We start from the raw sequence: 24,380 nt of genomic DNA on the forward strand, positions 1-24,380 counted from the left end.
ACCTGAGATCGAGCTCCTCCCCCTCCTGAAGGGGGAGGTCGGGTGGGGGTGCCTCGGCCAAGTGCCTGTCTCAGACGATTGGATACCATCGTGACCGTTTTGACCCATGCTCAAGCCGGGGCGCCTCGGCGTTCGACCGGCGAGTGGCTGCACCAACTTCTTTCCATGCCGGCCGGGGCGATCCTGCTGGTCTTTATCCTGGTGCAGCTTGGCTGCATCCTTGCCGGCCTCTTGTTCCCGGACGACTTCCGCTACCTGTCGTCCGCCAATATGGGCATCATGATGCGATCCGTGCCGGTGCTCGGCTGCCTCGCGCTCGGCGCCGGCGTGCTGATGATCGCTGGCGAATTCGATCTCTCGATCGGCTCGGTCTATACGCTCACCGCCGTGGTCATGGCCATGCTGGTCGGCAACGGCGTCGATGCTTTTATCGCCGCTCCGATCGGGCTCCTGATCGGCGCCGCCATTGGCGTCCTCAATGGCGCGCTGACCCTGCGCTTCAACCTGCCGAGCTTTATCGTGACGCTCGGCGGCCTGTTGTTCTGGCGCGGCGCCGTGCTTCTGATAAATGGCGCGGTGCAGGTGCGTTTCGATCCCAACCCGGTCTTTGCCGCCATATTCGGCGGCACCGTCCTCGGCATCAACGCGGCCTTCATCTGGTTCGTGGCTCTTTGCGTGCTCTTTTACCTCCTGATGCACCGCCATCGCTTCGGCAATCATGTCTTTGCCACCGGCGGCAACCGCTCGGCGGCCACCGCCATCGGCGTCAATACCGGCCGCATCAAGATCATTGCCTTCGCCATTGCCGGCGCCATGGCAGCCTTTGCCGGCATCTTGGCCACCACCCGCGTCGGCTCTGTGCAGCCGGGCCAGGGTGCGGGCCTCGAGCTGCAGGCCATCGCCGCCTGCGTCATCGGCGGACTGTCCCTACGCGGCGGCCGCGGCTCGATCCTCGGCGTTTTCCTCGGCGTCATGCTGATCTTCACCATTACCGACGTGCTGCTGCTGATGCGGGCCCCAGGCTTTTACCTCGACATGTTCATTGCTGCGCTGATCGTCGCCGCATCCATCTTCAATCACGGCCTTAACCGCGGAGGAGCACGCGAATGAGCCTCCTGGCGCTGCACAACATCAACAAGACCTTTGGGCCGCTGAAAGCCCTGACCGATCTCAGCTTCGAAGTTGGTCATAGCGAAGTCGTCGGCCTCCTCGGCGACAACGGGGCCGGCAAGTCGACCACGGTCAACATGATCTCCGGCATCCACCGTCCGAGCTCGGGCTATATCTCGGTCGACGGCGTGAAGCAGGATTTCACCTGCAGGCTGGACTCGGCAGATGCCGGGATCGAGACCATCTACCAGAACACCGCTCGTGGACTCGCTCTCGATCTCGCGCAACATCTTCCTCGGCCGCGAACTCACCAACCGCTTCGGCATGCTCGATCTCAAGCGCATGCGCGAGATCTCCATGCAGGTGCTCGAAAGCGCCGTGCACATTTCGGGCATCGACTCGCCGGACAAACTCGTCGGCGATCTCTCGGGCGGGCAGAAACAGGCCGTCGCCATCGCCCGCGCCGTCTTCTTCAAACGCCGCGTCCTGCTGCTCGACGAGCCGACGTCGGCCCTTTCCGTGCGCGAGACCGAAGCGCTTCTGGGCCAGGTGCTCAAGCTCAAGGCCGAGGGCGTTTCGAGCGTTCTCGTTACGCACAATCTCTACCACGCCTACCAGGTCTGCGACCGCTTCGTGATCATGAGCCACGGCACCAAGGTGCTCGATGTCGCCAAGGCGGATTCAACCATCGAGGAACTGACTCAGCACGTCATCCTCACCTGATCGGCGGCGGATCCTCGCTGCCGCATGAGAGGGAGTGCTCCTGCGGGCACTCCCTTTTGCTTTGCCGCCGGGGCTTGTAGAAGCCTCCTATGATCACCTGTTTCGATATCGGCGGCACGACCATCAAGGCAGCGCGGGCGAGGGGGCTGGGCGACCTCGTGCCGCTCGGCCGCGTGCCGACGCCGCGAGACGATTTTGACGCCTTCGTCGCCGCCATCGGCGAACTGGCGCCGGACGGACCGCTGGCGATCTCCATCACCGGCGTGGTCGATCCCGAAAGCGGTTTGGCGACGGTCGCCAATATTCCCTGCGTCGATGGGCGGTTCTTAGCGGCAGAGCTTGGTGCGGCGCTCGGCCGGCAAGTGCTCGTCGCCAATGACGCCGATTGTTTTGTCCTTGCCGAAGCTTATGCCGGTGCGGGGCAGGGGCACCGGGTCGTCTTCGGCGCCATTCTCGGCACCGGCGTTGGCGGCGGCATCGTCGTCGATGGCAAGCTCCATCGCGGTGCCGGTGGGCTCGGGGGCGAGTGGGGGGCACGGGACCATCGTCGCCACCAAGGTCAGCGTGCCGCCCTTCGACGTACCGCATTTCGCCTGTGGCTGTGGCCTCAGCGGTTGCCTCGATACGGTCGGCGCCGCTCGCGGCATCGAGCGATTGCACCGGCTACTGCATGGCGCCGACCTCGCCAGCACGGCAATCGTTGCGGCCTGGGAAAGCGGCGACGGCGCAGCCGCACAGACGGTCGATCTCTATGTCGAGCTGGTGGCGCAGCCGCTGGCGCTGGTAATCAATATCGTCGGGCCCGACATCATCCCGGTCGGCGGCGGCATGGGCAATGCACCCGTCCTGATCGCGCGGCTGGATGCAGCGGTGCGGGCGCGCATCCTGCGCCGCATCGATCGGCCACTGGTCGTGCCTGCGCAGCTCACCGTCGATGCCGGACTGATCGGCGCCGCCAGCCTCGGCTTTTCGGAGGGTCTCGCATGATCGTCGAAATCTGCGTCGACGATGCGGCAGGCCTTGCAGCCGCCATCGAAGGTGGCGCCAGCCGGGTCGAACTCTGCTCGGTGCTGGAACTGGGCGGACTGACGCCGAGCCCAGGCCTGCTGACGCTAGCCGCAAAGGCACCGGTTCCGGTGCGCGCCATGATCCGGCCGCGGCCCGGCGACTTCGTCTTCGGCGAGGCCGATATCGAAACCATGATCGCCGAGATCGCCGCCGTCCGGGCAGCGGGGCTCGAAGGGGTCGTGCTGGGTGCAAGCCTGGCCGATGGCCGGCTCGACGTGGAAACGCTGGGTCACCTGCGCCAGGCCGCCACCGGGATGAAGGCAACGCTCCATCGCGCCATCGACCTCGTGCCGGACATGGCGGAGGCGGTGGAGCAGGCGATAGCGCTCGGCTTCGACACCATCCTGACATCGGGTCGCAAGCACACGGCGCTCGGGGGCATCGACGATATAGCCCTGGCGCATCGCGTTGCCGCTGGTCGGATCACCATCATGGCCGGCTCCGGCGTCAACGGATCATCGGCGCCCGATATTCTTGCCCGCGTGCCGCTCGCCGCGCTTCACGGCGCCTGTGCCGTGGCGGCAGAACCGGCGAGCGCCGCCGCAGCACGCCTTGTGTTCGCAAGCCCAGGCCGCCGCAGCACCAGCATGACAATGGTTCGCGCGCTGGTCGAGGCTGCCAAAATCTAGCTGGCGCGGGCCGACCACTTTACCACTGGCGTGAAGGCGAAATCGCGATCGAATGGAAAGCTCGGCCGCGGCGTATGCTTGCGCTCGGTGCGCTCGACGAACTGGTCGACGACGCCGGGCGACAGGGCCATGATGCCGGGATTGGCGATCGGTCCGAGTTCGGGCGAGAGATACCCCGACTTGACCGCGATGATCCTGGCCGCATGCGGGTCGAGGCCGAGCCGGGTGAAATCGACGATATTGTGGAAGGGGCGGCGCCGGGCGGTGAGCACAAGCTCGATGCCGCCAATACGCACCACCGCTTCGCGCAGCCGTGGCTCGGCGGTTTCGAGCAAGAACACCACTTCGGCGTTCGCATCGACCGGTGTGCTGGAAGGATCGAGGCTGGCGCCGATATGAAGCGACACCGTCGCGCCAATGCCTGCAGCATAGGCGGCTTCGGTCGCGGCCTTATCGGTGATGCCGGCAAAGATCACGCCCTGTGCGTCGCGGGCGATCAGCGCCGCCAGCACCTCGGCACGATCGCCAACGCCGCCGCCGGTGGGGTTGTCCCCGGATTCGGCAAGCACGACGGGGTGGGTCGCGCTGGCGATCGCCTGGTCGACGCAGTCCTCGATCGAGCCGGTCTCCATGCCGAACACGAATTTTTCGCGCACGTCCCAATAGCCTTGCGCCAGCCTGGTGGCTGCTGCCGTCATGGCGGCGCGGTCGGTGCCGGTGACCACGGCGCAGGCGGTGGCGCGGGGCTCGTCGGCCCAGACATAGCCGACCTGGAAGGAAGCATCCCAGATGCCGGTCGGCTCTTCGATCTCGTGGATTTGCGTGTAGAAGGACCGCGCCGGCTCGTCCTGGGTGGAGGTACGTTCACCCGGCAGAAGCACCGGAACCGGGGCCCAGGCGACAAGCGGTTTTTTGCCCGAGCGCAGGGCACGGACCAGCATGGTGACCGAGCGGCGCATCGTGTCCTGCACGTCGATATGGGGCGCCGTGCGATAGGTCGAAAACATGTCGAGTGCGTCGACAATGCGCTGGCTGACATTGCCATGAAGATCGTAGCTGGCCGAGATCAGCACGTCGGGCCCGACCGTCTGGCGCACGGCGGCGATGAAGTCGCCCTCCGCATCGAACAGGCCTTCGACGAACATGGCGCCATGCATGGGAAGGTAGACGCCGTCCAGCGCGCCGGCAGCCTTGATTCCTGCCAGGATTTCCGCCTTCCACGTCTCGTATATGCCGCGCTCCACCGGCCCGCCGGCAATGGCGCGGGCATGCAGCACGGTGATGAATTCGGCCGGAAAGTGCGTCAGGAAATCGAAATACTGATCCTTGAGCATGGCCGGACCGCGCAGCACGCGGAAATCGGCCTCGCGATTGAGCACGGGATTATAGGTGCTGCATTCGATATGCAGTCCGGCAACGGCGATGCGCATTAGAGCACTCCGGGAACATCGGCTTGGGGATGGGCAGGGGCAGTGGTGGCTCGGGGCGCGAGCCGCCCGGTAAGGAACAGGCTGATCAGCAGGACCGGGATCACGCAGGCAATGCCGAAGCGGATGCCGCTATGCTCGGCGATAAAGCCGATCAACGGCGGTCCGATCAGAAAGCCGGTCAGCGCCACAAAGGAGAGTACGGCGACATTGGCAGAAGCGGCGCGATCGCCCAGTCCCGCAGCAGCGGTCACGGCCAGGGGGAAGCCGACCGAAACGCCGACGCCGATAACGCCAAAGCCTAGCAGCGCCACTTCGACGCTCGGCGCAAGGTAAAGCACGATGCCGCCGACCACGGCCAGCGCTCCGCAGAGCCGCGCGGTGGCGACGCCGCCCAGACGGCGCTTCAGCGTATCGCCACCAAAGCGGCCGGCCGCGACCATGAAGGCGAACACAGAATAGCCGAGCCCGACAAACCCGCCTTCCGCATCGAGCGCATCTCGGAGGAAAATGGCGGACCAGTCGGCCATGGCGCCTTCGGTCATGGTGATGCCGAAAACGAAGAGGCAAATGCCGAGGAGTGCGGGGCTGGGCAGCGACCAGGCCGAACGCTTTTCCTCTCCGGCATGGGGCGCGTCTGAAAGTTTGGGCAGCGCATAGCCGTTGAGCAGCGCCAGGGGCAGCACCAGTATCGCGACCAGCGGCACGGCAATGGCGGGCATGAGGTCGATGGCGGCAAAACCCGAGCCGATCAAACTGCCCGCCATGATCCCAGCGACCAACAACCGTGCGCCGTGTTCATGATCAGCTTGCCGCTGGCTTTTTCGACGAGATCGGCCTCGACGTTAAGGCCCAGCTCGACAAAGGACATGGCCGAGCCGACGCACATCAGCGCCACGAACAAGAGGATCGGATCTGGAGCGAGCACCGGCAGGCTGATGGCGAAAGAATAAAGGATGAAGCCGACAATGATGGCGGCGCGCGCCAATCCGGCCCACCAGCGGACCGGCAAAGGGCAGGGTGACAAGCGTGCCGCAGGGCAGGCCCAACAAGGCCAGTGCCAGCGAAGCCGGACCAAGCCCCAGCGCCGCCTGGACTTCGGGAATACGCGGCAGCCAGGAGCCGAAGGCGATCGGCTGGAGAAAGAACACCAGCATGACGAGGCGGGTCGGTGAAAGCATCATGATCCTTGAAGAAACCCCTCGTCCGTCTCGCTCACGCGAGCCACCTTCTCCCGCAGGGGAGAAGGGCAACCGGTAGCGCCCTACCCGCAGTGCCCCTTCTCCCCTCGCGGGAGAAGGTGCCCGAAGGGCGGATGAGGGGGCGCGCACGCCATTCGAGCGTAGCTCTCATGGCCTCGCCGCCTCAAAATTGCTCCACTGGAGCAATTTGCCCTAGCGGGACGTCGTCGAGCCCATCGGATACGGCAAGTAACCGACGAACCCCGTCAGCTTCCACTGGCCGTCGACCTTGCGGCAGAAGTAGAGCGTCTGCCAATTGAGCCGGTCGACGCCGCCATCGGCGAGCTTGATCTCGCCATCGAACTTCTTGTGCGCGACGGCGCGCTCGCCGGTGATCTCGATTTCGGTCAGGCTGGTGGCCCGGTGAATGCCCGCCTCCTGGTCTTCGGCATAGACCACGGACTGGCCTTCGCGCGCCTGGCGGACCCATTCGTCGCGGTAATCGGCCAATGTCGGATAACTGATCGTCCAGCCGTCAGGATTGTCTTTCTTGTTGCCGTTGATGCCCATAAAGTCGTCGGCAACGAAGTCGCCTTCCACCATCGACCAGTCGGCATTGACGAAAGCCTTGATGTCGCGCGGCACCAGCATGGTCCAGATTGCCGATCGATCGGCATCGTTGGGGAAGGGATTGGTCGATAGGCTCATCGGTTCGGTCCACATGCGGACGCGCCTGCGGCACGTCCGTCATTTCTGTTGAATTTTTTCAGAGTGGTCATCCTGCTGTCATCAGCAAGTTGATGCCAGATGGATACCAATTGCAACATGCTGCGCTTTTTCGCAAATCTTGTCCACACCCATCCCTTCTGCAAATTGGCGGTATAGTGCAGATTTTCAGCAGTGTGATGCCGCTTTGGGCACAGCAAAAAGTGGCTTAAATTGGTATTGTCATCGGCGCTAATCTATGTTGACATTGTTTCAACAAGGCGCCTAGTCTTGAAAATTGTTTACAGCTGAAACTGGCCCAAGAAGAGGCTGGAGGCAGACAAGCAGGGAACGTCAGGACTATGCGGGTAGGCATTATTGGCCTTGGATTTCGGTTGGGCTACCTGGCGCGGGTCTTCTCCGCTGCCCGGAGCGACTTTGAAATCGTCGGCTATGTCGATCCCAATCCTGCTGGCCTTTCCTATGTGCAGGAACACGGCATTTCGGTCGGGCAATCCTACCCCGATCTTGAAGCGCTGATCGACGGGGGCAAGCTCGACCTCCTGATGGTCGGCTCCCCCAATCACCTTCACCTCGAGCATCTGCGCATTGGCCTTAAGCGCGGCATGAAGATCTTTGCCGAAAAGCCGGTTGTGACCTCGGTCGAAGACACCATGGCGCTTGCCGAACTCATCGCCCAATACGGCTCCGACAATGTCATGGTCGGCCTCGTGCTGCGCTATGCGCCGCTTTATGTCGACCTGCGCAAGGCACAGGCCGAGGGACAGATCGGCGACGTGACCTCGATCGAGGCCTCTGAAACCATTCCGCCCTACCATGGCGCCTTCTTCATGCGCGACTGGCGGCGGTACGGCAAATATTCGGGCAGCTTCATGCTCGAAAAGTGCTGCCACGACCTCGACCTTTACAACGGGGTCATGGGGTGCCGTCCGCGCTATGTCGCAAGCTTTGGCGGACGCAAGAGCTTTACGCCCGAAAACGCCCCGCAAGGGCAGGGCGCCAACGATCTCGAAGTCTATCACCGCAAGCCCAGCGGCTGGGAAGGCACGGAAAAGGTCTTCGACAGCGACGGCGACATCATCGATTACCAGACTGCGATCGTGCAGTACGAGAACGGCTCGGCGCTGACCTTTCACACCAATCTCAACGTGCCCGACGATTTCCGGCGCTTTGCCGTGATCGGCGCCAAGGGGATGGCCGAAGGCGATTTCGTCCGCAACTATTTCAAGGTCACCGACAGCCGCACTTCCGAGCGCCTCGCGGACAAGACCTATACCGGTTCAGAAATTTCCGTCCATTACGGTGCCGACGAGCAGATGGCGGAGGATATCCTCAAGCACATGCTTGAAGGCATGCCGCTGCCGGTGTCCGTTGTGGATGCGCTTGAAGCCGGACTTCTGGCGCTATCGATGGACGAGGCGATGAACAGCAAGAGCGTCGTCGACATGACCCCGATCTGGCAGCGCTTCGACGCTGCGCTAGGTCGAGGCAATTAGGGAGAACGCCGATGACCAGCACGCGCAGCGCCACAATCTTTGCTTTCGCTCTGCTGGCTCCGGCCCTCATCTACATATCGATCATCGTTGCCTATCCGCTGTTCGACACGGTGGTGTTGAGCTTCACCAATGCGCAGTTGCGTCCCACCTATGACTGGGTCGGCTGGGCCAACTACCAGCGCATCTTCGGCGCCGGCAATTTTACCGAAATCATCATCCGCACCCTGGTCTGGACCTTCTTTTCGGTCTCCATCAAGATGATCATCGGCATGTGCGGCGCCGTGCTGCTCAATGCCGCCATTCCCGGGCAGACCGTTTTCCGCATCCTCACCATGCCGCCCTGGATCGTACCCATGGCCATCGGCATCTACATGTGGGCATGGATGTATAACGGCAATTTCGGCATGATTTCCGGCCTGCTGCAGAACTTCGGCATCACCAATGGGCCGGTCGCCTGGCTCGCCTATGGCCATACTGCCTTCTGGGCCACCATCGTCACCGACGTCTGGATCGGCGTGCCGATGGTGACGATCTATTTCCTCGCTGCCATGCAATCGATCCCCAAGGACCTACATGAAGCCGCCTGGACCGATGGTGCCGGCCGCTTCTATCGCTTCCGCCGCATCACCCTGCCGCTGATGCTGCCGGCCATCATCACCATGAGCCTCCTTTCGCTCATCGCCACCTTCAACAGCTTCGATATCATCTACATTCTGACCAATGGCGGACCCTCCGGCCAGACCACGACGATGATCATCGATACCTACAAGACCGCCATGGGCAGCCGCAAATATGGCGAGGGCGCCGCCCGCGCCGTGGTGATCTGCATCTTCGTTTCGATCTTCTGCCTCGTTTATTTCCGCGCCGTGCGCCGTCTCGGCCAGGGAGAAGCCAAATGAGTGACGTCGCCCGCACCACCGAAGTCGCCGCCGTCGATAGCCCCGCGCTGGTCAAGCCGCAGCGCAAGGTCAAGGCGCGCTCGACACGCGCCATGATCGACCGCTACCAATGGTATGAAGTGGTGGCGCTTTACGCCGGCATCGCCGTGTTCCTGTTCTTCGTGCTGGCGCCGTTCATCGAAGGCTTTCTCGTATCGCTAAAGCCTTTGGCGCAGCTGTTCTCGACCCCCTACAGCTTCATCCCCAAGAACGGCTCCTTCGACGCATATTTTAACATGTGGAACTCGGTTCCCCTGTTGGGCCTCTACATCTTCAACTCGTTCTTCATCTCCACCATCGTGACGCTGATCGTCGTCGCCGTCGTGGTGCCCGCAGCCTATGCCTTTGCCCGCTTCAACTTCGCCGGCGCCGGGCTGCTCTTGGGCATGTTCCTCGCCGTCAACATGTTCTCGGGCGCCGTGCTCCTGATCCCGTTGTTCCGCCTGATGCGGGGCCTCGGTCTCCTCAACACTTACTTCGCCATGATCGTGCCAGGCGCGGCCTTTCTGATCCCGTCCTCGATCTGGCTCCTGCGCACCTATATGCTGCGCATTCCGCGCGAGCTCGACGAAGCTGCATGGGTCGACGGTGCCAGCCGGCTCTATACGCTGCGTCGCGTCATCTTGCCGCTCGCCATGCCCGGCATCGTCGTGGTCGCCATCATGACCTTTATCGGTGCCTACGCACAGCAGTTCATCTTCGCACTGACCTTCAACTCCAAGAGCGAGTTCATGCCGCTGCCGGTCGGGCTCTTCGCCTTCTTCGGCAAGCAGGAAGTGCAGTGGAACGAGCTCATGGCGGCAAGCTTCGTCGGCATCCTGCCGGTAATGGTCGTCATCGTTTTCTTGCAACGCTACCTCGTGGCCGGCCTCACCGCCGGGGCGGTCAAACAGTAGCGCAATACCAGTTTCGGACGCCGTGCCCGAGGGGGCAGGGCTGAGGGAAAAGCGGTCTCGAAAGAGCCGCATCACAAGGGAGACTAAATCAACATGAATACCAAGCGCATCTTCCTGGCGTCACTTGTCGCCCTGTCCGGCACCACCGGGCTGGCAGGCATGGCCCAGGCCGAAGAAATCAACATCATCCTTTGCGGCGACGTCGTGACCCCGGTCTATACCCGCCTCTTCGAAGAGTGGACCGCTGCAAACCCCGACTACCCGGTTGCTCCCGAGCTCGTCGGCTGGGGCCAGTGCCAGGACAAGGTGACGACGCTCGCCGTTGCCGGCACGCCAGTTGACATCGCCTATGTCGGTTCGCGCACGCTCAAGCAGTTTGCCCAGAACGACCTCATCGTTCCGGTGCCGATGACCGATGAAGAAAAGGCCGCTTACTACAACTACGTGCCGGAAACCGTGACGTTCGACGGCACCCAGTGGGGCATCCCCGTCGCCTTCTCGACCAAGGCCCTGTTCTGGAACAAGGACCTCTTCGAAGAAGCCGGCCTTGACCCGGAAACCCCGCCCAAGACCTGGGAAGAAGAGATCGCTTTCGCCAAGCAGATCACCGAAAACACCGATGCTGCCGGCTTCGGCATGATCGCCAAGACCTTTGACGGCACCATGCACTGGTTCCTGCACTGGATCTACACCAACAACGGCCAGGTCATCGACGCCGATGGCAACATCGTCCTCGACTCGCCGGAAAACCTCGCTGCCCTGACCGCCTTCAAGGACATCGTTCCTTACTCCGAAGAAGGTCCGACCGCTTACGAGCAGAACGAAGTCCGCGCCATCTGGCTCGACGGCGGCGTTGCCATGATGCACTGCTCGGTCAGCTGCGCCGGCCGCGGCACCGAAGCCGGCATCAACTGGGGCGTTGCCCCGCTGCCGACCGGCCCGTCCGCCGAAGGCCCGGGTACGCTGCTGATCACCGACTCGCTCGCCGTCTTCAAGGGCACGGGCCAGGAAGACAAGGTCATCGAGTTCGGCAAGTTCCTGACCTCGCCCGACAACCAGCTCGAATATGAACTGAGCGAAGGTGGCCTCACCCCGCTCCGTCCGTCCGCTGGCGTCGATACGCTGGTTGCCGAGAACGCCTATTGGAAGCCCTTCATCGACGGCATCGAATTCGGGGGTCCCGAGCCGCTCCTGACCGACTATATCGGCTTCCAGAATGTCATGATCGAAATGGTTCAGTCCGTCGTCACCGGCGCTGCCGAACCCGCTGCTGCCCTCACCAAGGCCGCCGGCGAACTCGAGCAGTACAAGTAAAGTCCTCCCAGACTTAGCCGTCGCCCTTCGGGGCGGCGGCGCCCCAATCTTTTCCGGAGACCGCGTGCCATGTCGCAGCTCAGCCTCAAGCATCTCGAAAAAAGCTTCAATGATGCGCGCATCATCAAGGGCATCGACCTTGAGGTCAGCGAAGGCGAATTCGTCGTGTTCGTCGGCCCCTCCGGCTGCGGTAAGTCCACGCTCTTGCGCATGATCGCCGGGCTCGAGGATGTGAGCGAAGGCGAGATCGCCATCAGCGGCAAGGTCGTCAACGATCTGCCCCCGGTGCAGCGCGGCATCGCCATGGTGTTCCAGAGCTACGCGCTCTACCCCCATATGAGCGTCTACGAAAACATCGCTTTCCCACTGCGCGTCGAAAAGCTGCCGCAGCCCGAAGTGGACAAGCGTGTCGGCGCGGCGGCCAAGGTGCTGCAGCTCGAGTCGCGCCTCCAGCATCGCCCCGGCCAGCTGTCCGGCGGCCAGCGCCAGCGCGTCGCCATCGGCCGCGCCATCGTCCGCCAGCCCAAGATTTTCCTCTTCGACGAGCCGCTCTCCAACCTCGACGCGGCGCTCCGCTCCGAAATGCGCATCGAGCTCATGGAACTGCACAAGCGGCTCGGCTCGACCATGATCTACGTCACCCATGACCAAGTCGAAGCCATGACCATGGCCGACAAGATCGTGGTGCTCGATGCCGGCACCATCGCCCAGGTTGGCTCGCCGCTCGATCTTTATCATCGCCCCGACAATATCTTCGTTGCCGGCTTCATCGGCTCGCCCAAGATGAACTTCATCAATGGCCGCGTGCGCGCAGCCAATGGCAGCACCGTCGTGGTCGATCTCGGCCAGCTTGGCATCATCGAATTGCCGCGCACCAGCACTTCCGTCGCCGGCCAGGACGTGACCCTGGGCATTCGCCCCGAGCATCTCAAGCTCGGCGCCGGCCAGTTCACGCTGACGATCACGCCCAATATCGTCGAACAGCTGGGCATTCACTCGATTACCTATGCGACGCTTCCCGGCGGCGAGGCGTTTACCGGGCTCTTCGAAGGCAATCCCGATCTCGTCGATGGCAAGCCGATCGAGCTCAGCTTCCCTATCGCCTCCGCCCACCTCTTCGACAGCAAGGGCCTTGCCGTCTACTAAGGCGTGCTGGCCGGAGGAGAGGCAATGGCAGACATAGTCGGCCTCTTGCAGACCGAAAAGGACGCCTTCACGCGCTCCGAACGGGCGCTGACCGAGATCGTCCTTGCCGATGTCGATAGCGTGCTCAAGATGAGCATTGTCGATCTGGCCTCACAGGCCGATGTGTCGCCGCCGACGGTGACGCGTTTCTGCCGGCGGCTCGGCTGCGACAGCTATGCCGATTTCAAGGTACGTCTGGCCCAGTCCCGCTTTGTCGGCCAGCGTTACTTCGCCCCGACTGCCGGCCCGACCAGCGTGCCGGAAATCGCCCAGGGCGTGGTCAACGGCATCCAGTCGATCATCTACGAGACCTTCGACAATCTCGATTTCCAGGCTGTCGAACGCGCGGCCGAAAGCGTGGTCAAATCCAATTTCGTCCTAGCCTTCGGCTCCGGCGGCGCCTCGTCGATGATGGCGGGTGAAGTCGAGGCAAGGCTGTTCCGGCTCGGCCTCAAGGTCGCCTCGACCGACGATCACCAGTTGCAGCTCATGCGCGTCGCCGCGGCCCCCGCAGGGACCGTCATCGTCGCCTTTTCGCTTTCGGGCAACAATGCGCAATTGGCCAAGACGCTGACCGTAGCCGGCGAATATGGGCTCACCCGGATCGTTGCGACGCGCTCGGGCTCCATGGTCTCGCACCAATGCGACATTCTTCTGCCGGTCAACTGGCACGAAAATTCCGACATCCTGCGGCCGACCCCCGGCCGCTATGCCTTCCTCGCCACGGTCGACGTCCTTGCCCAGACCGTTGCCACGCGCCTTGGCCCACAGGCCATCGCCAGCATGCGGCGCATCAAGCACCAGCTCGTCGTCAATCGCGACGGCGACGACGCTCAGCCGCTGGGGGATTGAACTCGCCCTAGACCTCATGGTGAGCCAGTCGAACCACGAGGTCGCAGCCACGAAATCCTGCCACGACCTCGTCCTTCGACAAGCTCAGGATGAGGTCTACTAAGAAGTGAAAAAATGCCCTCTTTCTCTCTCGTCACCACCTGGTCCCCGCAACCGATAGCGAGCCGCTCGGCTATGGCCTGGAGCTGACCAATACCGGCGACACGCCGGTCTCCAATTTCCAGCTCGGCTTTTCGGGTCCCGCCCGCATCGACCCGACCGCCACTCTCGAAAACGGCAAGCTGCTCAAGCGCCTTTCCAACCACACGATGATTGCGCCGCCCGACGGTTTCGTACTGCAGCCGGGCCAAACTTGGACGGCGACGGCGCGTGGCCTGTCCTATGGCCTGCGGCATTGGAGCGATGGCGCCAATGCCGCTTATGTCGTGCTCGAAGACGGCAGCGTCGTATCGATCCAGACCACGCCGACGCAGGGCAAGGGCCACAACTCGCCGCTTCTGAAGGGCGCAGCCAAGTTTCCGGTGCCGGCCACGGCGCCGGTGGCCCATTCCATCATTCCCTGGCCGAGGCATGTTGCAACAACCGGCAGCCGGATCGCGCCGGTCGGTTTCGAGCTTCACGCCAAGGGGCCGCTGGCGACACGCGCTGGGCAGGCTTTTGCAAATCTGACCGCCGAGCTCTTTCCGGTCGAAGCCATCGTGCGCCCGGCCTCGGAAGCGGGCATGCCGGTGCATGTGGTGGAAAAAGCCGGGCTTGGCGAGGAAGCCTATGAGCTCAGCTTCGAGGAGAATAGCGCGACCGTTTCGGCGACCGGCTATTCCGGCCTCTTTTATGGTCTCGTGACCCTGGGCCATATGCTGCGCGGCGCGCGGCAATATCCGGGCACGTTCACCTTTCCGACGGGCGGCACGATCAGCGACGAGCCCGGCTTTAAGTTCCGTGGTTCGCATCTCGACGTGGCGCGTCAGTTTTACACCGGCGCCGAGGTCAGCCGCCTGATCCGCATCATGGCCTGGAACAAGATGAACAAGTTCCACTGGCACCTGACCGAGGACGAGGCCTGGCGCCTCGAGATCGATGCCTATCCGCAGCTGACCGAAATCGCCGCCTGGCGTGGCCATGGCAAGGCGCTGCCGCCGCTCCTGGGCTCTGGCCCGCAGGCGACGGGCGGGTTTTACAGCAAGAAGACGGTGCGCGAGATCGTCGCGCTGGGCGAAAGCCTGGGCATCAGCATCATCCCCGAGATCGACATGCCGGGCCACTTCTATGCGGCTTTGCAGGCGCTGCCGCATCTGCGTGATCCGGCCGAAAAGGGCGAATACCAGTCGGTCCAGGGTTTCCCCAACAACAGTCTCAACCCTGCCCACGAGCCGGTCTACGACTTCGTCAACAACATCGTCGACGAAGTGCTCGACCTCTTCCCGGCCGGCGTCTTCCATCTCGGCGCCGACGAAGTGCCGCTTGCCGCCTGGTCCGGCTCGCCGCTGGCGCTCGACATGATCGAACGGATGGGCGGGCCAGAGCTGCGCAAGAAGCATGAGGCGCAGTTCAACCAGCTCGGCAACCACCATGGCGCCGACGAAATCGAGGGCTCGCCCACGGCCTTGATCCAGGCCGAGTTCATCCGCCGCGTGCACAAGTATATAGCCGGGAAGGGTGCCGTGACCGGCGGCTGGGAAGAAGCGGCCCATGGCGATGCCGTGGACAAGAGCAATTCCTATGTCATCGGCTGGCGCAATGTTGAGATCAATGCCGCCCTCGCCGAACGCGGCTTCGACATCGTCGTCTCGCCCGGCCAACGCTATTATCTCGACATGGCCAATGGCGTGAGCTGGGCCGAGCCCGGTGCCGGCTGGGCCGGCTGGTCCGGCCCGCAGGAAACCTATGAGTTCGAAGCCCGCGACGGGTTTTCTGAAGAAGGACTGAAGCACCTCCTCGGCATCCAGAGCTGCATCTGGTCGGAATCGATGACCGACCGCGCCATTTTCGATCGCCTGGTTTTCCCGAGGCTTTCGGCGATCGCCGAAGCCGGCTGGACCGTACCGGAGCGCAAGAGCTGGGAACGGTTTAAGGCGCTCGTGGGCCTGATGCCGATTATGTATGGAAATTGGGCCGCGGAGTGACCCCCACCCAACCTCCCCTGCAGAAGGGGAGGGGCGCTGCCGAGTTTGCCGAGCTGGCGTCGCAAACTGGATAGGTTCCTCCCCCTTCTCAGGGGGGAGGCTAGGTGGGGGTCTCCATCGAACCTACCCGTTGATGATCTCGCCCCCATTCGGGTGCAGCACCTGTCCCGTTATGTAGCTCGCATCTTCACACGCCAGGAACAGATAACTCGGCGCGACCTCATTGGGTTGTCCGGGCCGCTTCAGCGGCTGTGAGGCACCGAACTCGGCGACCTTTTCGGCATCAAAGGTCGCCGGGATCAGCGGGGTCCAGATCGGGCCTGGGGCGACGGCATTGACGCGGATGCCCTTTTCGGCGAGCTGGCCGGACAGTGAGCGGGTAAAGGCAACGATGGCGCCCTTGGTCGAGGCATAGTCCACCAGTTCCGGCGAGCCGCGATAGGCGGTGACCGAGGTCGTGTTGACGATGGCCGAGCCTTCCCCAAGGTAGGGCAGGGCGGCCTGAGCCATGTAGAAATAGCCGAAAAGGTTGGTCTCGAAGGTTTCGCGCAGCTGTTGCGGCGTGATCTCCTCGACGTCCTTTTTTGGGTGCTGTTCGGCGGCATTGTTGACGAGCACATCAAGCTTGCCGAACTGCTCGATCACCTGGCCCACGACATTGTCGCAAAAGGTCTTGTCGCCGACATCGCCGCGCAAGAGCAGCGCCTGCTTGCCCTCGGCCTTGATGGCATCAGCAGTTATGGCGGCGTCCTCGGTTTCTTCGAGATAGACCAGGGCCACTTCGGCGCCTTCGCGCGCAAACAGCACGGCGACGGCGCGGCCGATGCCGCTATCGCCACCGGTTACGATGGCCACCTTGTCCTTGAGTCGGCCGCTGCCAGGATAGCGCGGCATATATTGCGGCTTGGGGTGCATTTCGGTTTCGCGGCCGGGCTGGTGATCCTGCACCTGGGGCGGATTGATCTGGTCGCTCATGACGGTCCTCATAAAAAAGCCCCCGCGAGGCGAGGGCCGCAGATCAGTGTGCGTGATGCTCGGCATTGCGCTTTCGCGTCGCCGCCGCCTTCTTGGCGGATGCGGAGCGATCTGCGGCCGAGCGGCTGGAGGAAGCCCTGCCGCCCTTTTCACCGCCCTTGTGGGCAGCGGGGTGGCCTGTATCCTTGCCACGGCCGGAACCCGATTTCTTGCCGCCGCCATCGTCCTTGTTTACGGTTGCCCAAGCTCGGCGCTCGGCTTCTTCCTTGCCGACGCCCTTGGCCTCATAGCTTTCTTCGATATGCTCGGCCTTGCGCTTCTGCTTGTCGGTATAGGCGGATTTGTCACCCTGTGGCATGGCGTGAACTCCATGGATGAGATGAGACCGGTACGGGTGGGATAATGACTCGGCTGCCAATTCGTTGGCCGGAGCGGGAAACCGGAAAAACCATCTCCGTTCCATATGCCACCATGTCCGGTTGACGCGTACCGGTCTCTGGGAGCTGCAATGGCTCAAGGCGCCGCGGGTTGCGAAAAAGTTTAAGCTGCCGCGCTCACACGATGGGTTTGCTGAGATAGCGCGAGCCATGCAGGGCAAAGCGCCACGGCGTGTCGACGCCCTTGGTGATGCCGATACGGGGGCCGGTCGCGATCTCCGGCACGGTATCGGCAGCAAGAAGCGCAAAGGGCGCCTCGTCGAGCGGCAAGCCGTTTTGCTTGAGGTCGATACCGAGCGCCTGCGCCAGTTTTCCCGGACCTGAGCAGAGCTGCCGGTCGGGCAAGCCGCCGCGCCGCTCCGTCATTTGCGCAATGCCATGCGTCGGCTCAAGGGCGCGAACGAGGACCGCGCTGCCGGGCTGGCAAACGAAGTTGAGACAGAAGTGGATGCCGTAGATCTTGTAGACATAGGCGTGCCCCGGCGCACCGAACATCACCGCGTTGCGCGGGGAGGGCCCGCGGAAACTGTGCGAGGCCGGGTCGCTCTCGTCATAGGCTTCGACCTCGACGATCCGTCCACCAGCGCCGCCGAACGACAGGGTCGCGCCGATCAGCTCGCGCGAAACATCGAGCACTGGACGGTCGAAAAAGACTTTGGGCAAAGTTTCTGGCATTGGTCTTGGTTCAACGAACAAAGTCTTCGTGGTCGGTTCTCTTACTATCGCGCGGGCGGCGTGACTAAATAGGGTCAACAGCCCATGGAGGCATCAATGATCGACACATCCGTCCAGACCAATGTCCGCTCCCTTCCCATCCTGCCGCTGACCACCAAGCTCGGGCCGGTCCATCTTGCCGTCACCGAACGCGCCAAGGCGCTGGCCATCTGGCAGGATGTGGTCGGCCTGGACCTTCTCGAAGAACAGGGCAATGCCCTGGTCATGGGTGCCGGCGGCGTGCCGCTGATCGTGCTCGAAACCGGCGCGACGCGGCCGGTCGTGCCGCGCACCATCGGGCTTTATCATGTCGCCATCCACGTGCCCGCCCGTGCCGACCTTGCGCAGATGGCTGTTCGTGCGCTGCAACGCAATGTGCGCATCTCGCCGACCGATCACCTCGTGTCGGAAGCCATCTACCTCTGGGATCTTGACGGCAACGGCATCGAGATCACCTTCGAAACGCCCTGGCGCGGCACGCTGGGCGATCCCGACAAGGGCCAGACCTATGCCGTGACGACCCAAGGCAAGCCGCATTCGGGCCGCGAGCCCATCGATCTCGATGGTTTGCTGGGTGAACTCGGCACTAACCCGGTGCTTGCCCCGCGCATGCCGGCAGGAACGCGCATCGGCCATGTGCATGTCCATGTCGGCGATCTGCACAGGGCCATGGACTTTTATCGCGACGTGCTCGGCTTTGCCGGCTTCCTCCTCATCGAAAGCTTTGGCATGGGCGATGTCGGGCTTAACTACATGCCGCATACGCTCGCCTTCAACATCTGGTCCGGGCCCAATGCTGCCCTGCCACCCGCAGGCGCGGCTGGTCTCCGCTGGTTCACCATCACGCTTCCTGATGATGAAAGTTTTGCAGCACTGCAGGAACGCCTGCGCACGGCCGGTGCGCCGCTCGAGATCGTCGGCAATGCGCTCGAAACAGCCGATCCTTTTGGCAATCGCATTCGTTTAGAGCTGGCTGCGTAAATCGAGCTCTTTGTTGCCTCACCCACCGGCTGTCACCCCAGGCCTGACCCGGGGCCCATCTTGAGATCTCGGGATGGGCCCCGGCTCAAGGCCGGGGTGACAACCGGGGTCGGGCATGGTTCAAGGGCTTAAATCCAACCGGAGATCGGCATGCAGCCCTACGCAGACGTCCTTCAGTTCTGGTTCATCGAACACGGCCAGGACGACTGGTTCGGCGGCAAGCCTGATTTCGACACAGCGCTTGCCGAGCGCTTCACCGACCTCCACCCCGCCGTGGCGCGTGGCGAAGCCTGGGCGTGGCGGGAAACGCCGGAAGGGCGGCTGGCCGAAATCATCGTGCTCGACCAATTCTCCCGCCAACTCCATCGCGGCAGTGCCGAAGCTTTCGCGCAGGACAAGATGGCGCTGGTACTGGCGCAGGAAGCCATTGCCACCGGCGCCGACGATGCTGTGGCGCGCGAACAGGCCGCGTTCATCTACATGCCCTTCATGCACGCCGAGTCCCTCGTAATCCAGGCCGAGGGCGTCAGGCTCTTTGAAGCCCATGGCAATGCCGACCAGCTCGACTTCATGCGCAAGCACCGCGACACCATCGCCCGCTTCGGCCGCTTTCCCAAACGCAACGCGGCGCTCGGCCGGACCAGCACGCCCGAAGAGCTCGCCTACATGGAAGAAGCGGGCGACCGCGTCTTTTGATCGCAACTCTTGTTCGGTGCCGCCGTTCTTCCCCCAAAGGAGACACACCATGGAATATGGCGGACAGTCCATCTGGGCAGTTTTGGTTACGATCGGCGTCATCGTTCTGGCATCAGCCATGATCTATGGGCTCCTGCGCAATCGCAATCGCACGGTCACCGAAAAGGTAGTGACCGAGCGCGCGACCAAGGAAATCTACCGGCAGGAAGATCGCGACGCGACCTGAGAGAAGGCGCCCTCGGGCGCCTTCTCCATTCACGCAACAAGACCCTTGGTCAGTTCGAGCGCCTGGCGTTCGAACAGGCGACGATAGATTCCGCCCTGAAGCCGGATCAGGGTTTCATGGCTGCCTTCCTCGACGATCTTACCCTTGTCGAACACCAGCAACCTATCAAGAGCCCGCACGGTCGAGAGCCGGTGGGCGATCACCAGCGTCGTGCGGCCATCCATCAGCCGTTCCATCGCCTGCTGGATCAGTACCTCGCTTTCGCTGTCGAGGCTCGACGTCGCCTCATCGAGGATCAGGATCGGCGCATCGGCCAGGAAGGCCCGGGCGATGGCAACACGCTGCCGCTCGCCGCCTGAAAGCTTGACGCCCCGTTCGCCCACCATGGTCTCGTAGCCCTTAGGCAGGCTTTCAATAAAGTCATGCGCATTGGCCTGGCGGGCCGCCTCCTCGATCTCCGCGCGGCTCGCACCGGGCCGGCCATAGGCGATGTTGTCGGCCAGGGTGCGGTGAAAGAGGATCGGCTCCTGCTGCACGATGGCGATTTGGCCGCGCAGGCTCGATTGCTGCACATCGGCAATGTTCTGCCCGTCGATGGTGATGGCACCCTTGTTGATGTCGTAGAGCCGCTGGATCAGCTTGACGAAGGTCGTCTTGCCCGAGCCGGAATGGCCGACAAGACCAACCCGCTCGCCGGGAGCGATGCGCACCGAAAAGTCGCGGTAGAGAGGCGTCGCATGCGATCCGTACTGGAAGGTGACGTGATCGAAGGCGATCGCGCCCGCTCCGATCCGGATCGCCGGCGCACCCGGCCTGTCCTCGATGCCAAGGCTCTGGCTGTCGAGCGCCACCAGTTCCTCCATATCGTTGACCGAGCGCTGCAGATTGCGGATATGCATGCCGACATCGCGCAGGTGCCCCTGCAGCACGAAGAACATGGTAAGGACAAAGGTGATGTCGCCCGGCGTCGCCGCGCCGCGCTGCCACAGCAGCAGCGCCGTACCCAAAATGGCTGCCTGCATTAGGGCCATCATCAGGCCCTGCGCCCCGCCATTGAGCGTGCCCCGCTGCCACACGCGCCGCGTCCGCTTCCGCCACTTGCCGACGACGCGGCTGAGAATTGTCTCTTCGCGCGTTTCGGCACCAAAGGCCTTGACCACCGAATTGCAGCTCACCGCATCGGCCAGCGCGCCACCCATGCGCGTGTCCCATGTATTGGCCAAAGCGCCCGCCGGGGCGACGAAGCTGGTCGACAGCCATGCGGTGACGCCGACATAAAGCACCGAGCCGAGCCCGACGACCAAGCCCATGACCGGCCAGAAGAGGCCGAGGATGACGCTTGCCCCGACCAGCATGACCAGCGATGGCAGGAGCGCGACTAGCAAGGTGTCGTTGAGGAGATCGATGGCACCAGAGCCGCGCGTGATCTTGCGCACCGTGGAGCCGGCAAAGCTATTGGCGTGCCAGTCCGTCGAAAAGCGCTGCACCCGGTGAAAAGCGTCGGTGATGACGTCGTTCATGACCTTGAGGGTGAAGGCAATGATGTTGAAATAAACGAACTGCCGCAGCAGCACGGACGACAGGTAAAGCGCCGTCATGGTGAAGAAGGCGGTGACGGCCGGCACCCAGTTGGCAACATCGTCGCCGCTTCCGGAGGCAACGGCATCGACCAGGCGGCCGGCAAAGATCGGGCTGAACGCTTCGGCAAGCGTTGCCGCCAGCACCAGGGCCGCGATCAGCGAGGCGCGCAGCGGCTGCTTGGCCCAGTGGCGGAAGGTAAAGCCCAGCACGGTGCGGAAGGCATTGGCCTGAAAGAGTTTCTTTTGACTCATGATGGCATTCCGGTGCCGTTGTCCGGCAGCGGTTCCTTTTGGGAAACGGGGTGCCACAGCGAGAAAGGCTGCGGGCGGAGCGAGGGGAGAAAGTGGCTAAGGAGCCCGGGCGAGACGCGCTAGCGTCGCGTGCCACATGTGGGAGGGTTCATCACTGCTGCCATCAGACGCCTCCCTATGCTTGAAAATGAAGCGGCGAACGGTTTGTAGCCAAACCGTTCGCCGTTGCCAATCGGAAGTTTTCTTGTGCGCTAGTGAAGAGGCCGCGCCCCGGGGGCAGCAATCTCCCGCGTGGCAAAGTTGGCGTAGCTCAAGGCAACACCGAAGGCGGCGAAAACGGCAAGAATGGCGGCGATGAAAAGCATGGCGATATCTCCTGTTGCTGGATGGAGATGTCGCGCCGATGGACAGGCGTCCGCTTGATCCTGATCAACCAATTTTGCGATTATTGCCGGGGTGGCGCCGGGCGGGGCAGGGCGCTAGGCTTTGCCCCACCGATTCAAGACCAAGAAGGCGTTTCCCTTGAGCAATTCTCCCATCGACCAGAGTAAACTCGACAAGCTCGGCGAAGTCGCCATCAAGGTCGGCCTGCAGCTGGCCGAGGGCCAGGACCTCATCATCACCGCCCCGATGACCGCCGCGCCCCTGGTGCGTCGCATCACCGAGCATGCCTATAAGGCTGGCGCCGGGCTCGTGACGACCATTTATTCGGACGAGGAAACGACGCTCGCTCGCTTCCGCTATGCCAAGGATGCGAGCTTCGACCGCGCCGCCGGCTGGCTTTATTCGGGAATGGCGGAGGCCTACAAGAACAATGCCGCGCGCCTCGCGATCTCGGGCGACAATCCGATGATGCTGGCCAACGAAGACCCTGAAAAGGTGTCGCGCGCCAACCGCGCCAATTCGGCCGCCTATCGCCCGGCGCTGGAGCTGATCACCGGCTTCGACATCAACTGGAACATCGTTTCCTACCCGACGCCCAATTGGGCCAAGCTGGTCTTCCCCAACGACCCCGAGGATGTCGCGATCGGCAAACTCGCCCACGCCATCTTTGCAGCATCGCGCGTCGACCAGGCCGACCCGATCGCCGCCTGGCAGCAGCATAATGCAAACCTTAAGGCGCGCTGGACCTGGCTCAACGGCAAGAAGTTCGCCTCGCTCAAATATAGCGGACCGGGCACTGATCTCAGCGTCGGTCTCGCCGATGGTCACCGCTGGAAAGGCGGCGCCTCGGAGGCCAAGAATGGCGTTACCTGCAACCCCAATATCCCGACCGAGGAAGTGTTCACCACGCCGCATCGCCTCCGCGTTGAAGGCACGGTCGCGGCGACCAAGCCGCTCTCGCACAACGGCACGCTGATCGAAAACATCCAGGCCCGCTTCGAAGAAGGTCGCCTGGTCGAGCTCAAGGCGACCAAGGGCCAGGAAGTGTTCAACAAGGTGCTCGACACCGACGAAGGCGCTCGCCGCCTCGGCGAAGTGGCCCTTGTGCCCCATTCCTCGCCGATCTCGGCCTCGGGCATCCTCTTTTACAACACGCTCTACGACGAAAACGCCAGCTGCCACATCGCCATGGGCCAGTGCTACGCCGACTGCTTCGAAGGCGGCAAGGAACTGACCCCCGACCAGATCTACGCCCAGGGCGGCAACAAGAGCCTGATCCACATCGACTGGATGATCGGCTCGGACCAGGTCGACATCGACGGCGTCCACGCCGATGGCAGCACCGAGCCCGTGATGCGCAAGGGCGAATGGGCGTTCAGCGTTTGAGGCTAGCGCTTGGGCTTTCTTCACCCCCTCCCTACCTTCGCTAAGCCTTCGGCTAAGCTACGGTCCCCTCCCCTCTGAGGGGGAGGGTAAAGCCGGTGCGCTTGAAAAGTAGCTGCAACACTCGCGATGCCCACCTTCCCCCTCAGAGGGGAGGGCAAGCAGATCTTGGCGACGTAGGAGCCTAGCGGCGCTCGGAAGGGGTGTCTCCCTGGGTCGCGGGCAAGCCGCTACTCCCCTTAACCCCCAAAAATTCCTTCCCCGTCATGACGATCTTGGGATCGATCTTGCCGATTTCCCCTAAATCCTTGCCCTCATAATCAAGCGCATGCAGCACCACGCGAATGGCGTTCAAACGCAGCCGGTTCTTGTCGTTGGCGCGAATAACCGTCCAGGGCGCGTGTTGGGTATCGGTCAGCCGGAACATGCGGTCGCGCGCTTGCGAATACTCGTCCCACTTGCCCAATGCCTTGATGTCGACCGGTGAGAGCTTCCAGCCTTTCAGCGGGTCATGGCGGCGGTCGTGGAAGCGCTTGATCTGCATTTCGCGGCCGATCGAGAGCCAGAACTTGAAGAGCTTTATGCCGTCGCGGGTGAGGCGTTTCTCAAACTCGGGCGCTTCTTCGAGGAAGAGCTCGGTTTGCTCCGGCGTGCAAAAGCCCATTACCGGCTCGACCACGGCGCGATTGTACCAGGAGCGGTCGAACAGCACCATTTCCCCGCCGGAGGGCAGCCAGTCGATATAGCGCTGGAAATACCATTGCATTTGTTCGCGCTCGGTCGGCTTGGCGAGGGCGACGGAGAAATTATAACGCCGGTTGAGGTTTTCCAAAAACCGCTCGATCGTGCCGCCCTTGCCGGCGGCGTCCCGGCCCTCGAACAGGATGATGGTCCGCGTGCCCGCCTTGGCCATATGCGCCTGATGCAGCACGAGCTGCTTTTGCAGCGCATACATCTGCGTGTCATACTCGTCATTGTCGAGCTTTTCGTCATAAGGAAAACCGCCCGAAGTGAAGGCCGCTTTCTTGATGGCCTTGGGCAGGTCGGGATCGTTTATGTCGAAGCCATCATAGGGGTCGGTCAC

General features: G+C 62.9%; 22 protein-coding genes and 2 pseudogenes. 15 read left to right on the forward strand and 9 right to left on the reverse strand.

The window, feature by feature from the left end:
- Nucleotides 1-165 precede the first annotated feature (165 nt).
- The 4 genes and pseudogenes from G5575_RS05095 to G5575_RS05110 all read left to right on the forward strand — a co-directional run bounded on the left by G5575_RS05095 (nt 166) and on the right by G5575_RS05110 (nt 3,530).
- A complete protein-coding gene (locus G5575_RS05095) occupies nt 166-1,110 on the forward strand; it encodes an ABC transporter permease (protein ID WP_164533744.1) in 945 nt (314 codons plus the stop codon).
- Nucleotides 1,107-1,833 (forward strand): annotated as a pseudogene (locus tag G5575_RS21520) (ATP-binding cassette domain-containing protein). The gene G5575_RS05095 and the pseudogene G5575_RS21520 overlap by 4 nt, the downstream one beginning before the upstream one ends.
- A gap of 89 nt (nt 1,834-1,922) precedes the next feature.
- A pseudogene (locus G5575_RS05105) lies at nt 1,923-2,820 on the forward strand (ROK family protein).
- Nucleotides 2,817-3,530 carry a copper homeostasis protein CutC gene (locus G5575_RS05110; protein ID WP_164533352.1) on the forward strand — a complete coding sequence of 238 codons (714 nt, stop codon included), beginning with the start codon at nt 2,817-2,819 and terminating at the stop codon, nt 3,528-3,530. The pseudogene G5575_RS05105 and the gene G5575_RS05110 overlap by 4 nt, the downstream one beginning before the upstream one ends.
- On the opposite strand, the gene G5575_RS05115 is transcribed toward G5575_RS05110, so the two are convergent.
- The 4 genes from G5575_RS05115 to G5575_RS05125 all read right to left on the reverse strand — a co-directional run bounded on the left by G5575_RS05115 (nt 3,527) and on the right by G5575_RS05125 (nt 6,861).
- Nucleotides 3,527-4,960, reverse strand: coding sequence for a M81 family metallopeptidase (locus tag G5575_RS05115; RefSeq protein WP_164533353.1), 1,434 nt, complete (start codon nt 4,958-4,960; stop codon nt 3,527-3,529). The two genes, G5575_RS05110 and G5575_RS05115, sit on opposite strands and share 4 nt — an antisense overlap.
- A complete protein-coding gene (locus G5575_RS05120) occupies nt 4,960-5,724 on the reverse strand; it encodes an MFS transporter (RefSeq protein ID WP_328765851.1) in 765 nt (254 codons plus the stop codon). Before G5575_RS05120 ends, G5575_RS05115 begins: the two co-directional genes overlap by 1 nt.
- Complete coding sequence (locus tag G5575_RS21525; RefSeq protein WP_328765852.1) at nt 5,709-5,945, reverse strand: hypothetical protein; 237 nt, start codon at nt 5,943-5,945, stop codon at nt 5,709-5,711. Before G5575_RS21525 ends, G5575_RS05120 begins: the two co-directional genes overlap by 16 nt.
- Before the next feature lie 406 nt (nt 5,946-6,351).
- Complete coding sequence (locus tag G5575_RS05125) at nt 6,352-6,861, reverse strand: hypothetical protein (RefSeq protein WP_328765853.1); 510 nt, start codon at nt 6,859-6,861, stop codon at nt 6,352-6,354.
- A gap of 344 nt (nt 6,862-7,205) precedes the next feature.
- On the opposite strand from G5575_RS05125, the gene G5575_RS05130 reads away from it, so the two are divergent.
- The 7 genes from G5575_RS05130 (at nt 7,206) to G5575_RS05160 (ending at nt 15,668) form a co-directional block, all read left to right on the forward strand.
- Nucleotides 7,206-8,360 carry a Gfo/Idh/MocA family protein gene (locus tag G5575_RS05130; RefSeq protein WP_164533354.1) on the forward strand — a complete coding sequence of 385 codons (1,155 nt, stop codon included), beginning with the start codon at nt 7,206-7,208 and terminating at the stop codon, nt 8,358-8,360.
- 11 nt (nt 8,361-8,371) lie between these two features.
- Nucleotides 8,372-9,259, forward strand: coding sequence for a carbohydrate ABC transporter permease (locus G5575_RS05135; protein WP_164533355.1), 888 nt, complete (start codon nt 8,372-8,374; stop codon nt 9,257-9,259).
- 92 nt (nt 9,260-9,351) lie between these two features.
- Nucleotides 9,352-10,194, forward strand: a complete 843-nt coding sequence (locus tag G5575_RS05140; RefSeq protein ID WP_164533746.1) for a carbohydrate ABC transporter permease — start codon at nt 9,352-9,354, stop codon at nt 10,192-10,194.
- A 93-nt stretch (nt 10,195-10,287) separates the two neighbouring features.
- A complete protein-coding gene (locus G5575_RS05145) occupies nt 10,288-11,508 on the forward strand; it encodes an ABC transporter substrate-binding protein (RefSeq protein WP_164533356.1) in 1,221 nt (406 codons plus the stop codon).
- A gap of 69 nt (nt 11,509-11,577) precedes the next feature.
- A complete protein-coding gene (locus G5575_RS05150) occupies nt 11,578-12,654 on the forward strand; it encodes an ABC transporter ATP-binding protein (RefSeq protein ID WP_164533357.1) in 1,077 nt (358 codons plus the stop codon).
- Between the two features lie 24 nt (nt 12,655-12,678).
- Complete coding sequence (locus G5575_RS05155) at nt 12,679-13,545, forward strand: MurR/RpiR family transcriptional regulator (RefSeq protein WP_164533358.1); 867 nt, start codon at nt 12,679-12,681, stop codon at nt 13,543-13,545.
- 308 nt (nt 13,546-13,853) lie between these two features.
- Nucleotides 13,854-15,668 carry a beta-N-acetylhexosaminidase gene (locus G5575_RS05160; protein WP_235935600.1) on the forward strand — a complete coding sequence of 605 codons (1,815 nt, stop codon included), beginning with the start codon at nt 13,854-13,856 and terminating at the stop codon, nt 15,666-15,668.
- A gap of 123 nt (nt 15,669-15,791) precedes the next feature.
- Here G5575_RS05160 and G5575_RS05165 read toward each other — a convergent pair whose 3' ends face one another.
- The 3 genes from G5575_RS05165 to G5575_RS05175 all read right to left on the reverse strand — a co-directional run bounded on the left by G5575_RS05165 (nt 15,792) and on the right by G5575_RS05175 (nt 17,755).
- Nucleotides 15,792-16,643 (reverse strand): SDR family oxidoreductase, encoded by an 852-nt coding sequence (locus tag G5575_RS05165; RefSeq protein WP_164533359.1) that lies wholly within the window; start codon nt 16,641-16,643, stop codon nt 15,792-15,794.
- 43 nt (nt 16,644-16,686) lie between these two features.
- A complete protein-coding gene (locus tag G5575_RS05170) occupies nt 16,687-17,001 on the reverse strand; it encodes a plasmid stabilization protein (RefSeq protein ID WP_164533360.1) in 315 nt (104 codons plus the stop codon).
- A 196-nt stretch (nt 17,002-17,197) separates the two neighbouring features.
- Complete coding sequence (locus G5575_RS05175; RefSeq protein ID WP_164533361.1) at nt 17,198-17,755, reverse strand: DNA-3-methyladenine glycosylase; 558 nt, start codon at nt 17,753-17,755, stop codon at nt 17,198-17,200.
- 96 nt (nt 17,756-17,851) lie between these two features.
- On the opposite strand from G5575_RS05175, the gene G5575_RS05180 reads away from it, so the two are divergent.
- The 3 genes from G5575_RS05180 (at nt 17,852) to G5575_RS05190 (ending at nt 19,697) form a co-directional block, all read left to right on the forward strand.
- The gene (locus G5575_RS05180; protein ID WP_164533362.1) at nt 17,852-18,775 is read left to right on the forward strand and encodes a VOC family protein; all 924 of its coding nucleotides are present in this window, start codon (nt 17,852-17,854) and stop codon (nt 18,773-18,775) included.
- Nucleotides 18,776-18,925: 150 nt separating this feature from the next.
- Nucleotides 18,926-19,471 carry a DUF924 family protein gene (locus G5575_RS05185; RefSeq protein ID WP_164533363.1) on the forward strand — a complete coding sequence of 182 codons (546 nt, stop codon included), beginning with the start codon at nt 18,926-18,928 and terminating at the stop codon, nt 19,469-19,471.
- A 49-nt stretch (nt 19,472-19,520) separates the two neighbouring features.
- The gene (locus G5575_RS05190) at nt 19,521-19,697 is read left to right on the forward strand and encodes a hypothetical protein (RefSeq protein WP_164533364.1); all 177 of its coding nucleotides are present in this window, start codon (nt 19,521-19,523) and stop codon (nt 19,695-19,697) included.
- Nucleotides 19,698-19,726: 29 nt separating this feature from the next.
- On the opposite strand, the gene G5575_RS05195 is transcribed toward G5575_RS05190, so the two are convergent.
- Complete coding sequence (locus tag G5575_RS05195) at nt 19,727-21,529, reverse strand: ABC transporter ATP-binding protein (protein WP_164533365.1); 1,803 nt, start codon at nt 21,527-21,529, stop codon at nt 19,727-19,729.
- 522 nt (nt 21,530-22,051) lie between these two features.
- On the opposite strand from G5575_RS05195, the gene G5575_RS05200 reads away from it, so the two are divergent.
- Complete coding sequence (locus G5575_RS05200; RefSeq protein ID WP_164533366.1) at nt 22,052-23,299, forward strand: aminopeptidase; 1,248 nt, start codon at nt 22,052-22,054, stop codon at nt 23,297-23,299.
- A gap of 181 nt (nt 23,300-23,480) precedes the next feature.
- Here the strand turns inward: G5575_RS05200 and ppk2 are convergent, their stop codons facing one another.
- Nucleotides 23,481-24,380, reverse strand: a complete 900-nt coding sequence (ppk2, locus tag G5575_RS05205; RefSeq protein WP_164533367.1) for a polyphosphate kinase 2 — start codon at nt 24,378-24,380, stop codon at nt 23,481-23,483.

This window comes from Devosia aurantiaca (genome assembly GCF_011058215.1).
GTDB classification, from domain to species: domain Bacteria; phylum Pseudomonadota; class Alphaproteobacteria; order Rhizobiales; family Devosiaceae; genus Devosia; species Devosia aurantiaca.